Origin of the sequence: Streptomyces sp. NPDC102406, from assembly GCF_044765725.1 — a bacterium.
Taxonomy (GTDB): Bacteria; Actinomycetota; Actinomycetes; order Streptomycetales; family Streptomycetaceae; genus Streptomyces.
The window spans coordinates 44,330-57,354 of the sequence record NZ_JBIWKP010000006.1; the positions used below are offsets into that span (position 1 = coordinate 44,330).

Here is a 13,025-nt window from a genome sequence, read left to right on the forward strand (position 1 = left end):
TCCGCGCAGCAAAACACCGCGCGGGCGGCCGGTCCGTGTCGGCTACGATTTCCAGATCCCGCAGCCGAAAACCGTCACTGCGCGCACCACCTCGTCACGACTTGGGAGCAGCCCCCGATGGCTCGACACCTCATCACCAGCGCCCTTCCGTACATCAACGGGATCAAGCACCTGGGCAACATGGTGGGGTCCATGCTCCCGGCCGATGTCTACGCCCGCTACCTGCGCCAGCGCGGCCACGAGGTGCTGTACATCTGCGCGACCGACGAGCACGGCACCCCCGCCGAGCTGGCCGCGAAGGAGCGGGGCCTGCCGGTCGCGGAGTTCTGCGCGCAGGCCCATGACGCGCAGAAGGCGGTCTACGACGGATTCGCGCTCGCCTTCGACCACTTCGGCCGTTCCTCCTCGCCGCAGAACGCGGAGATCACCCAGCACTTCGCCCGCAAGCTGAACGAGAACGGGTTCATCGAGGAGCGGGCGATCCGCCAGGTGTACAGCCCGGCCGACGGCCGTTTCCTCCCGGACCGCTATGTCGAGGGCACCTGCCCGCACTGCGGTTACGACAAGGCGCGCGGCGACCAGTGCGAGAACTGCACCCGTGTCCTCGACCCGACCGACCTGATCGACCCGCGCTCCGCCATCTCCGGCTCGACCGACCTGGAGATCCGCGAGACCAAGCACCTCTTCCTGCTCCAGTCCAAGCTCCAGGGCGAGGTCGAGGCGTGGATCGACGAGGTCGCCGGTGAGTGGCCGCACCTCGCCTCCTCGATCGCCCGCAAGTGGCTGACCGAGGGCCTGAACGACCGGGCGATCACCCGTGACCTGGACTGGGGTGTCCCGGTCCCCGCGGACACCTGGCCGGAGCTGGCGGCCGAGGGCAAGGTCTTCTACGTGTGGTTCGACGCCCCGATCGAGTACATCGGGTCGACGAAGGAGTGGGCGGACCAGGACCCGGCCAACCGTGACTGGAAGTCGTGGTGGTACGAGCCCGAGGGCGCCGCCGACGTCCGGTACACGGAGTTCATGGCCAAGGACAACGTGCCGTTCCACAGCGTGATGTTCCCGGCGACCGAAATGGGCATCCGGGAGCCGTGGAAGAAGGTCGACTATCTGAAGGCCTTCAACTGGCTGACGTACTACGGCGGCAAGTTCTCCACCTCGCAGAAGCGCGGCGTCTTCACCGACCAGGCCCTGGAGATCCTTCCGGCGGACTACTGGCGCTACTTCCTCATCGCCAACGCCCCGGAGTCGGACGACTCGTCCTTCACGTGGGAGCACTTCACGGCGACGGTCAACAAGGACCTGGCCGACACCCTCGGCAACTTCGTCAACCGCGTCCTGTCCTTCTCCCGCAAGCGTTTCGGTGACGACGTCCCGGCGGGCGGCGAGCCCGGCGAGGCCGAGCGGAAGCTGGGCGAGCAGATCGCCGAGCTGCTCGCCGAGTACGAGAACCAGATGGAGGCCCTCCAGTTCCGCAAGGCCGCGGCGGCGCTGCGTGCCCTGTGGTCCGCGGGCAACTCCTACCTGGAGGAGAAGGCGCCCTGGCTGGAGATCAAGACGGACAAGGACGCCGCCGCCCTCACCCTGCGTACGGCGATGAACCTGATCCACCTCTACTCGGTGGTCTCCGAGCCGTTCATCCCGGCGTCCGCCGCCGCGATGCGCGCCGCGTTCGCCCTCGCCGACGACACCCGCAACTGGGTGAGCGCCGAGGAGGCGCAGTCGCTGACCACGGTCCCCGCGGGCACCGCCTTCACCGTCCCGCCGGTGCTCTTCGCGAAGATCACCGACGAGGACCTGGAGTCGTACAAGGAGCGCTTCGGCGGCGCCCCCGCCGCCTGACCGGACGCCGGGGCAGCCCGCTCCCGCCCTGCCCCGGCCAGTCCTTCAACGGCTCCGTGTCGAGCTCGAACCCGACCGGGTCGGGCAGGGCGACCGTCTTGCCGGACGGCACGGTCACCACCTGCTCGTAACGGACGCCGTCGGGCTGGGAGTGCGCCTTCACCTCGCAGGTGTAGCGGTCGACCAGCAGGTAGACGCCGGATGTCCGTCTGCGCAATGACTCGTTCGCCCGTATGGCGTCGTGCGCCAGTCGCTCGAACTCGTCCTGCTCAAGGACCACGGCGGACCGCTCCTTCAAGACTCGGGTCATCGCGGATCGGGTACCGCTTTCACCGTACGGGCCGCCTCCGACAATGGCCCGGCGATCACAGAAGGTGACTCCGGACGGGTCGTCGGCACGCCGAAGGGCCCGGAGCCGCCTCAGCGGTTCCGGGCCCTTCGGGCACTCCTCGCAGGGCCGGTGCTACTTCTTCTCGACCGGCTTGCGGAGCTGGATGTTGAGTTCGCGCAGGCGCGACTCGTCCAGCTCGGTGGGCGCGCCCATCATCAGGTCCTGCGCGTTGCCGTTCAGCGGGAAGCCGATGGTCTCCCGGATGTTCGGCTCGTCGGCGAGGAGCATGACGATGCGGTCGACGCCCGGGGCGATCCCGCCGTGCGGCGGGGCGCCGAAGCGGAACGCGCGGAGCATGCCCGCGAACTCGGCCTCGACGGTCTCCCGGTCGTAACCGGCGATCTCGAACGCCTTGAGCATGATCTCGGGCTCGTGGTTGCGGATCGCGCCGGAGGACAGCTCCGTGCCGTTGCAGACGATGTCGTACTGCCAGGCCAGGATGTCCAGCGGGTCCTTCTCCTCCAGGTCCTTCATACCGCCCTGCGGCATGGAGAACGGGTTGTGGGAGAAGTCGATCTTGCCGGTCTCCTCGTCCTTCTCGTACATCGGGAAGTCGACGATCCAGCAGAACCGGAAGACGCCCTCCTCGAAGTGCCCGGCGCGCTTGGCGGCCTCGACGCGGACCGCGCCCATGATCTTGGAGACCTCGTCGAACTCGCCCGCGCCGAAGAACACGGCGTGACCGGCTTCGAGGCCGAGGCGCTTGGTCAGCTCCGCCACGTTCTCCTCGGTGAGGAACTTGGCGATCGGGCCCGTCAGCGAACCGTCCTCGGCGACCCGCACCCAGGCCAGGCCCTTCGCGCCCTGCTCGACCGCGTAGTCACCGAGGCCGTCGAAGAACTTGCGGGACTGCGAGGCGGTGTCCGGCACCGGCAGCGCGCGCACGTGCTTGCCCGCGAACGCCTTGAACTCCGAGCCCTCGAACACGTCGGTGATGTCGACGAGCTCCAGCTTGGCGCGCAGGTCCGGCTTGTCGCTGCCGTACTTCAGCATCGACTCGCGGAACGGGATGCGCGGGAACGGCGAGGTGACCTCGCGGCCACCGCCGAACTCCGTGAAGATCTCCGTCATGAGCTTCTCGATCGGCTGGAAGACGTCTTCCTGCTCGACGAAGCTCATCTCGACGTCGAGCTGGTAGAACTCGCCCGGCGAACGGTCCGCGCGTGCGTCCTCGTCGCGGAAGCACGGCGCGATCTGGAAGTAGCGGTCGAAGCCGGAGATCATCAGCAGTTGCTTGAACTGCTGCGGGGCCTGCGGCAGGGCGTAGAACTTGCCCGGGTTCAGGCGGGACGGGACGACGAAGTCACGGGCGCCCTCGGGGGAGGTCGCGGTGAGGATCGGCGTCGCCATCTCGTTGAAGCCGAGGGCGACCATCTTCGAGCGGATCGAGGCGATCACGGCGCTGCGCAGCATGATGTTGCGGTGCATGCGCTCGCGGCGCAGGTCCAGGAAGCGGTACTCCAGGCGGCGCTCCTCGCCGACCCCGTCGTCCTGGTTGATCTGGAACGGGAGCTGCTGGGCGGCGCCGAGCACCTCGACCTCGGCGGCCTCGATCTCGATCTCGCCGGTGGGCAGCTCCGGGTTCACGTTGTCCGCGCCGCGGGAGACGACCTTGCCGTCGACGCGGACGACCGTCTCCTTCGTCAGCTTGTCGAGGACCTCGGCGGCCTTGGTGCCGGGGCGGGCGACGAGCTGCGTGATGCCGTAGTGGTCACGCAGATCGATGAAGAGGATGCCGCCCAGGTCTCGGCGATTGTGCAGCCAGCCGCTCAGCCGGACGTCGGTGCCGACGTCAGAGGCGCGGAGCTCGCCGCAGGTGTGGGACCTGTACCGATGCATCGTCGTTCATCCAGCCTTCGCGATTCGGGGTTCCGGGGTGACAGCCCGGACCCCCCAAGGGTACCGGCCGCCTCAAGATCGGTTTCCGATCAGTCTCGGTGGCCGTCCGCGTTGACCTCTTCTTAGAGTGGGGCCATGCGCACTGGTGAGCCCCTCCCTCCGGTGGAGGACGTCCTCGCCGCTCTCGCGACCGGCCTGTGGCGGTGGGACAACCGGGCGGGCCTCGTCACGTTCGACGTGGAGGCCGCCCGGCTCATCGGAGTGCCCTCGCCCGACGGGAAACCGGTCACTCTGACGGAGCCGGGCGTCAGGGCCCGTTTCCACCCCGCCGACTGGAACGAGGTCGACGGCATCGTCCAGCTCGCCGTCGCCGAGGGCACCCTCGCCGAGGCCCGGCTGCGCATCATGGACGAGCAGGGCCGTGTCGTGCGTACCGTACGCAGTCGCTCCAAGCCGGTGCTGCACGGTGACAGCCTCGACTCCTACGAGCTGATCGGCACCCTCCAGGAAGTCACGGAGCCGCAGCCGGGCGCCGCCTCCCGCACCCCGCTGACCGGTGACTGGCGGCGCTCGCGCGAGGCGTTCCTGCTGGACGCGGGGCGGGCGCTCGCCGAGGCCGGGTCGACGGAGGAGGTGCTGCGGGTCGCCGCGGGGCTCTCGATGCCGGGGTTCTCGCCGGAAGGGCTCGCGGTGTTCGGGGTGGCGGGCGACCGGCTCACCGTCATCGGCCACCACGGGCACCAGGCCGGTGCCGAGGGACCCTTCACCGACATGGAGCTGGCCACGGACTATCCGGCGGCCGAGGTCTGCCGGACGGGGCGCGCGGTCTACCTCTCCTCGCCCGACGACTACCAGCGCCGCTACCCGGCGGCCTGGCCGCTGGCCGCGCGGTTCAAGCGGCAGTCGTGGGCGTTCCTGCCGCTGATCGTCGCGGGCCGCACGATCGGCGCGTGGATGGCGGGCTTCGCCTACCCGGTGTCGTTCACCCCCGACGAACGCTCGGTCCTGACGACGGTCGCCCGGATGCTGGCGCAGGCCCTGTCGCGCGCCGGGGTCGCCGAGTCGGAGCGGGAGCTGACGGACGGCCTCCAGAAATCCATGCTGCCCACCCTCGGCCCCGAGGTCCCCGGCATGAGCATCGCGGCCCGCTACGTGCCGACCGGGGGCGGGCTCCAGGTCGGCGGCGACTGGTACGACATCATCCCGCTGCCCGGGGGCGCCGCGCGGACGGAGTCCGGGGGCGGTCGCATCGCCCTGGTCATCGGCGACGTACAGGGCCACGACGTGCGCGCGGCGGGCCTGATGGGTCAGCTCCGCATCGCCCTGCGCGCCTATGCCTCCGAGGGGCACCGCCCCGACGCGGTCCTCTCCCGGGCGTCGCGCTTCCTGCACGGCATCGGCGACACCGTGCACGGCGGCAGCCCCCAGGACGCGCGTTTCGCCACCTGCCTGTACGTGGAGGCCGACCCGGCGACCGGCGTCCTGGAGATCGCCCGCGCGGGCCATCCCGACCCGGCGATACGTCTGGCGGACGGCACGGTCCTGATGCGGCCCACGGCCGGTGGGCTGCCCCTCGGTATCGACCCGGACGCCGACTACCCGACGACCCGGCTCGTCCTGGAGCCCGGCGAGACGCTGCTGCTCTGCACCGACGGCCTGATCGAGACGGGCGGCCACGACCTGGACACGGGCTGGGCCCGGTTGCGTACGGCTCTTGAGGCGGGTCCTGCCGACGCCCTGGAGGAGCTGGCCGACACGCTCGTCCAGGTGGTGCACGGCCCGTCCTCGCACCACACCACGGGCCCGCTCGTCGATCGCCGCGAGGACGACATAGCGCTGCTGCTCCTGCGGCGCACGCCCGTGTCGAGCCGGCCCTCGACCGCCCGGCGCACGGCCATGACGATCGCGCAGGCCGAGCCGGAGCGGATCGCCGCCGCCCGTCAGCAGATACGGGAGCTGCTGCACGACTGGGCCGACGCCGACCAGGTCGACTCGGCGGTGCTGCTCGTCTCCGAGATGGCCACGAACGTGCTGGTGCACACCGACGGCGACGCGCTGCTGGTCGCCGAGGTCGCCCGGAGCGCCGAGGGGGCGCGGCGGCTGCGTGTGGAGGTCTCGGACGGCTCGGACGACCTGCCGCACAAGCGCAGGCCGGGGGAGCTGGCCTCGTCGGGGCGCGGCCTGGTGCTGATGGAGCTGCTGGCCCAGCGCTGGGGCGTCGATCCGCAGGGCGAGGGCAAGTGCATCTGGTTCGAGCTCTACGAACCCTCGGAGGCGGGGGAGGGCCCGGCGGCTGTTTCACGTGAAACGGGGCCACCGGCCTCGTAGCGACCGCGCAGTTCACTGAGGATGCCGAACGCCGCCGCCGTCAGCGGCACCGCGAGCAGCATCCCGAGGATCCCGGCGACCGAGGCGCCGCCCGTGATGGCGAGCAGGACCACCGCCGGGTGCATCTGCACCGTGCGCGACTGGATCATCGGCTGGAGCACGTGCCCTTCGAGTACCTGCACCGCGAGCACCACGCCGAGCGCCCACAGGGCGATGACGAACCCGCGGTCGGCGAGGGCCACGAGCACGGAGACCGCGCCGGAGATGAAGGCGCCGAGGTAGGGGATGTAGGCGCCGACGAAGACCAGGGCGGCGAGGCCGACCGCGCCGGGTACGCGCAGGACGAGCAGTCCGACGCCGATGCAGGTCGCATCGATCAGGGCGATGAGCGTGGTGCCGCGCATGAACCCGGCGATCGAGTTGAAGGAGCGTCGCGCGATGGCCTCCAGGGTCTCCCCGGAGCCGGGTGCCGCATGGCGCAGGGCGACGCGGAAGCGCTCGGCGTCGCGCAGGAAGAAGAAGCAGAGCAGGAGCGCGAGGACCGCCATGGCCACGACCTCGCCGACGACGCTGAGCCCGCTGATGACGCCGGACGCGGCGCTGCCGCCGTACTTCTTGAGCAGGTCCTGGGTGTTGTCGGCGAGGTGGTCGAGGTCGAGGGCGCCGGTCCCGAACCGGTCGGAGAGGTCGGTGGCGGCCTGCTTCACGGAGGCCACGATCTGGTCCCCGGTGTCGATGAGCGCGGCGACCACGATGTATCCGGCGCCGCCGACGACGACCAGGATCAGTGCGCAGGTGAGGCCGGAGGCGAGGGAGCGCTGGACCTTGGCGCGGCGCAGGGCGTGGTAGACGGGCCGCAGCAGGGCGGTGCCGAGCAGGGCGAGCAGCACCGGCACGACGGCCGTCTTCAGTTCGACGCAGAGCCGGATCCCGACCCACGCGACACCGGCGACGAGGAGGGCCACCGCGCACCAGGCGGCGACGCGGCGGGCGGGTTCGGGCAGGAGCTGCTGACGGGTCGGCACCCGGCCAGACGATCATGTGCGGGCCGCACGCACCCGCCGGGCGGGTCCGCCCGGGTGACCGGGCGACCCATCGGCGTCCTACAAGGGAGTGACGGCCCGCCGGGTGCAGAGTCGGCGGGCCGTCACGTTCAGGGGAGCGCGCACGCGGTGCGTACGGGGCACGGTCACGTGTGCGGCAGGCGCTCCTTGGAGGGGATGACGCCCAGGCGGCCGGCCTGGAAGTCGTCGAAGGCCTGCTGGAGTTCGGCCTTGGTGTTCATCACGAACGGGCCGTAGTGCGCCATGGGCTCCCGGATCGGCTGCCCGCCGAGGATGACGACCTCCAGGTCGGGGGTGTTCCCGTCCTGGGACTCGTCGGCGCGCACGGTCAGGGACGAGCCCGCGCCGAAGACGGCGGTCTGGCCGCTGTGGATCGGACGGCGCTCGGCGCCGACGGTGCCGCGGCCCGCGAGCACGTACACGAGGCCGTTGTAGTCCTCGCGCCAGGGCAGGGTCGCCTCGGCGCCGGGGCGGACGGTGGCGTGCACCATCGTGATCGGCGTGTGCGTGATGCCGGGGCCCTCGTGGCCGTCGAACTCACCGGCGATGACACGCAGCAGCGCGCCGCCGTCGGCCGTGGTGAGCAGCTTGACCTGGCCACCGCGGATGTCCTGGTAGCGCGGGTTCTGCATCTTGTCCTTGGCGGGCAGGTTCACCCACAACTGGAGGCCGTGGAAGAGGCCGCCGGACATGACGAGGGACTCCGGGGGAGCCTCGATGTGCAGCAGTCCCGAGCCCGCGGTCATCCACTGGGTGTCGCCGTTGGTGATGGTGCCGCCACCGCCGTGCGAGTCCTGGTGGATGAAGGTGCCGTCGATGATGTAGGTCACGGTCTCGAAGCCGCGGTGCGGGTGCCAGGGCGTGCCCTTGGGCTCTCCCGGCGCGTACTCCACCTCACCCATCTGGTCCATCATGATGAACGGGTCGAGGTGCTTGTAGTTGATCCCGGCGAAGGCGCGGCGCACGGGGAAGCCCTCGCCCTCGAAGCCGCCGGGCGCGGTCGTCACGGTGAGCACGGGGCGCGCCAGGGCGTCCGCGGGCGCGGCCACACGGGGCAGGGTCAGCGGGTTCTCGACGGTCACAGCGGGCATTTTGGGGCCTCCTTGGCGTCCTCGTGCCTCGACTTTAGTTGAACGTAGAACTTTCTGCCACCCAGAACGCCGAACGCCCGGAGGGAATTCCCTCCGGGCGTTCGGTGACAGCGATGAGATGTGCTGGTCGGACGGGGTTCAGCCGTACATGCGGCGCATCGCGAAGTCGACCATCTGCTCGACCGCCTTCGCGTCGAAGACCATCCGGTGCTCGCCCTCCATGTCGAGGACGAAGCCGTACCCGGTGGGCAGCAGGTCGATCACCTCGGCGCCGGTGATGACGAAGTACTTGGACTCCTTGCCCGCGTACCGGCGCAACTCCTTGAGCGTGGTGAACATGGGGATCACCGGTTGCTGGGTGTTGTGCAGCGCGAGGAAGCCCGGGGTGTCGCCACGGGGGCAGTACACCTTCGACGACGCGAAGATCTGCTGGAAGTCCTCGGCGGACATCGAGCCCGTGGTGAAGGCGCGGACCGCGTCGGCGAGCGAGGGCGGCGACGGCTCCGGGTACAGCGGCGGCGCCTGCTGCCCGTATCCGCCCTGCTGCGGCGGCGCGTACTGCTGCCCGGCAGCGGCTCCCCCGGCGTGCTGCTCGTATCCGTACATGAGGCACAGGGTACCGAGGGGCGGGGGTGGTCAGGTCCCGGCCGCCGCAACCGGACCCCTGCGCGCCTTCGTCACAGTTGGCATGCCGGGGTTGCGCCTTATTACCGACGGGTAGCATCCTATTGATTACTAGTTGGTACGCGTACGAGGACGATCCCGGCACCCGACACGAACGGGTCCCCGTCGGGTCTTCTCCCAAGCCTTTACGGAGCCGTCGCCATGGGGCACTACAAGTCGAATCTCCGCGACATCGAGTTCAACCTCTTCGAGGTGCTCGGCCGCGACAAGCTGTACGGCACCGGCCCGTTCGGGGAGATGGACGTCGACACCGCCAAGAGCATCCTCGAAGAGGTCGCCCGCCTCTCCGAGAACGATCTGGCCGAGTCCTTCGCCGACGCGGACCGCAACCCGCCGGTCTTCGACCCGGAGACCAACACGGCGCCCGTCCCGGCGTCCTTCAAGAAGTCGTACCAGGCGTTCATGGACGCCGAGTACTGGCGCCTCGGCCTTCCCGAGGAGATCGGCGGCACCACCGCGCCGCGCTCCCTGATCTGGGCTCACGCCGAGCTGATCCTGGGCGCCAACCCGGCGGTCTGGATGTACTCCTCGGGCCCGGCGTTCGCCGGCATCCTCTTCGAGGAGGGCAACGAGGCGCAGAAGAAGGTCGCCGAGATCGCCGTCGAGAAGCAGTGGGGCTCGACGATGGTGCTGACCGAGCCGGACGCCGGTTCGGACGTGGGTGCCGGCCGCACCAAGGCCGTCCAGCAGGACGACGGTTCGTGGCACATAGAGGGCGTGAAGCGGTTCATCACGTCCGGTGAGCACGACATGTCGGAGAACATCCTCCACTACGTCCTCGCCCGCCCCGAGGGCCACGGCCCCGGCACCAAGGGCCTCTCCCTCTTCCTGGTGCCGAAGTTCGAGTTCGACTGGGAGACCGGCGAGCTGGGCGAGCGCAACGGCGTGTACGCCACCAACGTCGAGCACAAGATGGGCCTCAAGGCGTCCAACACGTGCGAGATGACCTTCGGCGACAAGCACCCCGCCAAGGGCTGGCTCATCGGCGACAAGCACGACGGCATCCGCCAGATGTTCCGCATCATCGAGTTCGCCCGCATGATGGTCGGCACGAAGGCGATCTCGACCCTGTCGACCGGCTACCTGAACGCCCTGGAGTACGCCAAGGAGCGCGTCCAGGGCCCCGACCTGGCCAAGTTCATGGACAAGACGGCGCCGAAGGTCACCATCACGCACCACCCGGACGTACGCCGCTCGCTGCTCACGCAGAAGGCGTACGCCGAGGGCATGCGCTCCCTGGTGCTCTACACCGCCTCCGTCCAGGACGCGATCCAGGTCAAGGAGGCCGCGGGCGAGGACGCCACCACCGAGCACGCCCTGAACGACCTGCTGCTGCCCATCGTGAAGGGCTACGGCTCGGAGAAGGGCTACGAGCAGCTCGCGCAGTCGCTCCAGACGTTCGGCGGCTCCGGGTTCCTCCAGGAGTACCCGATCGAGCAGTACATCCGTGACTCGAAGATCGACACGCTGTACGAGGGCACCACGGCCATCCAGGGCCAGGACTTCTTCTTCCGCAAGATCGTCCGCAACCAGGGCGCCGCGCTGAACGGCCTCGCCGAGGAGATCAAGAAGTTCCTCGCGGTCGAGACGGGCGGCGAGGAGCTGAGCGCCGCGCGCGAGTCGCTGGCCAAGGCCGCGGTCGAGCTGGAGGCCATCGTCGGCGTCATGCTCACCGACCTGGCCGCCACCGAGAAGGACGTCAACTCCATCTACAAGGTGGGCCTGAACACCACGCGCCTGCTCATGGCCTCCGGTGACGTGGTCGTCGGCTACCTGCTCCTCAAGGGTGCCGCCGTCGCCGCCGAGAAGCTGGCGGCCGGCGCCTCCGGCAAGGACGTGCCGTTCTACCAGGGCAAGATCGCGGCGGCGAAGTTCTTCGCGGCCAACGTCCTGCCGGGCGTCATCGGCGCGCGCAAGCTGGCGCAGGCGACCAGCGAGTCGGGCCTGGACGTCATGGAGCTGGACGAGGCGGCGTTCTAGGCTCCGCCGAGCCGAAATTCGGCGGAGGCCCGTCGCCCCCTCGGGGTGCCGGGCCTTCTGCCTGCCCGCGGCGGCCCGGTGGGGGCCGGGCCGCCGCGGGCAGGTCCCCCGCCACCCGCATTACCCTGACCGCATGCGCTCTCCCTCCGGCCCCTTCGATCGTGGGCACACCGACGACCTGATGTCCTTCCTCGCGGCGAGCCCGACGCCGTACCACGCCGTGGCGACCGTCGCCGCGCGGCTGGAGGAGGCCGGGTTCAAGCAGGTCGCGGAGGTCGACGCCTGGGACGGCACCACCGGGGGCAAGTTCGTGACGCGCGGCGGCGCCGTCATCGCCTGGTACGTGCCGGGCGGAGCGCAGCCGCACACCCCCTTCCGCATCGTCGGCGCGCACACCGACTCCCCCAACCTGCGCGTGAAGCCGCGGCCCGACATGGGCAACAGCGGCTGGCGCCAGGTGGCCGTGGAGGTCTACGGCGGCCCGCTCCTCAACTCCTGGCTCGACCGGGACCTCGGCCTCGCCGGACGCGTCTCGCTGCGCGACGGCACCGAGCGGCTCATCGACATCGACCGGCCCCTGCTGCGCGTCCCGCAGCTCGCCATCCACCTGGACCGCTCCGTCACCTCCGAGGGCCTCAAGCTCGACAAGCAGCGGCACATGCAGCCGATCTGGGGCCTGGGCGACGATGTGCACGAGGGCGATCTGCTGGGCTTCGTCGAGGACGAGTACGGCCTGGAGCGCCGCTCCGTCACCGGCTGGGACCTGATGACGTACTCCGTCGAACCGCCGGCCTACCTGGGCCGCGACAAGGACCTCCTGGCCGGCCCGCGCATGGACAACCTGCTGTCCGTGCACGCCGGGACGGCCGCGCTCGCCGAGGTGAGCAGCCGCGCCGAGAGCGGCTCGCTCCCGTACATCCCGGTGCTCGCCGCCTTCGACCACGAGGAGAACGGGTCGCAGTCCGACACCGGCGCCGACGGCCCGCTGCTCGGCAGCGTCCTGGAGCGTTCGGTCCTCGCGCGCGGCGGCTCCTACGAGGACCGGGCACGGGCCTTCGCCGGGACGGTGTGCCTCTCGTCGGACACCGGGCACGCCGTGCACCCCAACTACGGCGAGCGCCACGACCCCACCCATCACCCGCGCGCCAACGGCGGCCCGATCCTCAAGGTCAACGTCAACAACCGCTACGCCACCGACGGCAGCGGCCGGGCCGTGTTCGCGGCGGCCTGCGAGAAGGCGGGCGTGCCGTTCCAGTCGTTCGTCTCCAACAACGCGATGCCCTGCGGCACCACGATCGGCCCGATCACCGCGGCCCGGCACGGCATCAAGACCGTCGACATCGGCGCGGCGATCCTGTCGATGCACAGCGCGCGTGAACTGTGCGGCGCCGACGATCCGTTCCTGCTGGCCAACGCGCTGACCGCGTTCCTGGAGGGCTGAGTTCCGGCCGGTTCGCGCCGGGCCGTGTGACGACGAGGCCTCCGGGTACCCGGAGGCCTCAACTACCCGTACGTCACACAACCGTTGGGGAGGCGAACCTCATGAGCATGGGAGGTTGCATCATCCTGGTCGCCGTGGGGGCGATCCTTGCTTTCGCGACCGACTGGCACATGAAGGGAGTCAACCTCGACCTCGTCGGCTGGATCCTGATGATCGTCGGCCTGATCGGGCTCTTCGTGTTCCGCAGTGTCGGACGGCGCAGGGGCGTCGTCGTGCCCCCGGCCCAGACGACCGTCGTCGACGACGAGCGCGGACCGCGCATCTGAGGCGTGTTCCGCGAGCCCCGGCCGTCCCGGGCACCCGCA

Annotated in this window: 9 protein-coding genes and 1 pseudogene; 5 read left to right on the forward strand and 5 right to left on the reverse strand. The window is 70.2% G+C overall.

Annotated elements, in window-relative coordinates:
- Window positions 1-117: 117 nt before the first annotated feature.
- Window positions 118-1,842 carry a methionine--tRNA ligase gene (gene metG / locus ACIRF8_RS24240; protein ID WP_404217583.1) on the forward strand — a complete coding sequence of 575 codons (1,725 nt, stop codon included), beginning with the start codon at window positions 118-120 and terminating at the stop codon, window positions 1,840-1,842.
- 37 nt (window positions 1,843-1,879) lie between these two features.
- On the opposite strand, the pseudogene ACIRF8_RS24245 reads toward metG, so the two are convergent.
- Both ACIRF8_RS24245 and aspS read right to left on the reverse strand, forming a co-directional pair.
- Window positions 1,880-2,038, reverse strand: a pseudogene (locus tag ACIRF8_RS24245) (Uma2 family endonuclease); the annotation flags it as partial.
- 267 nt (window positions 2,039-2,305) lie between these two features.
- Window positions 2,306-4,072, reverse strand: a complete 1,767-nt coding sequence (aspS, locus tag ACIRF8_RS24250; RefSeq protein WP_404217584.1) for an aspartate--tRNA ligase — start codon at window positions 4,070-4,072, stop codon at window positions 2,306-2,308.
- Window positions 4,073-4,207: 135 nt separating this feature from the next.
- Here aspS and ACIRF8_RS24255 point away from each other — a divergent pair, with 135 nt between their 5' ends.
- Window positions 4,208-6,400, forward strand: a complete 2,193-nt coding sequence (locus tag ACIRF8_RS24255) for a SpoIIE family protein phosphatase (RefSeq protein WP_404217586.1) — start codon at window positions 4,208-4,210, stop codon at window positions 6,398-6,400.
- Here ACIRF8_RS24255 and ACIRF8_RS24260 read toward each other — a convergent pair.
- The 3 genes from ACIRF8_RS24260 to ACIRF8_RS24270 all read right to left on the reverse strand — a co-directional run bounded on the left by ACIRF8_RS24260 (window position 6,331) and on the right by ACIRF8_RS24270 (window position 9,161).
- On the reverse strand, window positions 6,331-7,425 hold the full coding sequence (locus ACIRF8_RS24260; RefSeq protein WP_404217587.1) for an AI-2E family transporter: 1,095 nt from the start codon (window positions 7,423-7,425) through the stop codon (window positions 6,331-6,333). The genes ACIRF8_RS24255 and ACIRF8_RS24260 overlap by 70 nt on opposite strands.
- Before the next feature lie 164 nt (window positions 7,426-7,589).
- A complete protein-coding gene (locus tag ACIRF8_RS24265; RefSeq protein WP_404217588.1) occupies window positions 7,590-8,555 on the reverse strand; it encodes a pirin family protein in 966 nt (321 codons plus the stop codon).
- Window positions 8,556-8,693: 138 nt separating this feature from the next.
- The gene (locus ACIRF8_RS24270; protein ID WP_399059865.1) at window positions 8,694-9,161 is read right to left on the reverse strand and encodes an SseB family protein; all 468 of its coding nucleotides are present in this window, start codon (window positions 9,159-9,161) and stop codon (window positions 8,694-8,696) included.
- Between the two features lie 219 nt (window positions 9,162-9,380).
- Between ACIRF8_RS24270 and ACIRF8_RS24275 the strand changes: the two genes are divergently transcribed.
- From ACIRF8_RS24275 to ACIRF8_RS24285, 3 genes are all read left to right on the forward strand, one after another.
- Window positions 9,381-11,219: an acyl-CoA dehydrogenase gene (locus ACIRF8_RS24275; RefSeq protein ID WP_404217589.1), complete on the forward strand. Its 1,839-nt coding sequence runs from the start codon at window positions 9,381-9,383 to the stop codon at window positions 11,217-11,219.
- Between the two features lie 133 nt (window positions 11,220-11,352).
- Window positions 11,353-12,660 (forward strand): M18 family aminopeptidase, encoded by a 1,308-nt coding sequence (locus ACIRF8_RS24280; RefSeq protein ID WP_404217590.1) that lies wholly within the window; start codon window positions 11,353-11,355, stop codon window positions 12,658-12,660.
- A gap of 101 nt (window positions 12,661-12,761) precedes the next feature.
- Window positions 12,762-12,986, forward strand: a complete 225-nt coding sequence (locus tag ACIRF8_RS24285) for a DUF6458 family protein (protein ID WP_404217591.1) — start codon at window positions 12,762-12,764, stop codon at window positions 12,984-12,986.
- Window positions 12,987-13,025: the final 39 nt, after the last annotated feature.

What these genes read in the sequence shown, in the direction of transcription:
- ACIRF8_RS24280 (WP_404217590.1), top strand. Translation starts at nt 11,353, where the DNA reads ATGCGCTCTCCCTCCGGCCCCTTCGATCGTGGGCACACCGACGACCTG.
- ACIRF8_RS24265 (WP_404217588.1), bottom strand. Translation starts at nt 8,555, where the DNA reads ATGCCCGCTGTGACCGTCGAGAACCCGCTGACCCTGCCCCGTGTGGCC.
- ACIRF8_RS24285 (WP_404217591.1), top strand. Translation starts at nt 12,762, where the DNA reads ATGAGCATGGGAGGTTGCATCATCCTGGTCGCCGTGGGGGCGATCCTT.
- aspS (WP_404217584.1), bottom strand. Translation starts at nt 4,072, where the DNA reads ATGCATCGGTACAGGTCCCACACCTGCGGCGAGCTCCGCGCCTCTGAC.
- metG (WP_404217583.1), top strand. Translation starts at nt 118, where the DNA reads ATGGCTCGACACCTCATCACCAGCGCCCTTCCGTACATCAACGGGATC.
- ACIRF8_RS24255 (WP_404217586.1), top strand. Translation starts at nt 4,208, where the DNA reads ATGCGCACTGGTGAGCCCCTCCCTCCGGTGGAGGACGTCCTCGCCGCT.
- ACIRF8_RS24275 (WP_404217589.1), top strand. Translation starts at nt 9,381, where the DNA reads ATGGGGCACTACAAGTCGAATCTCCGCGACATCGAGTTCAACCTCTTC.
- ACIRF8_RS24270 (WP_399059865.1), bottom strand. Translation starts at nt 9,161, where the DNA reads ATGTACGGATACGAGCAGCACGCCGGGGGAGCCGCTGCCGGGCAGCAG.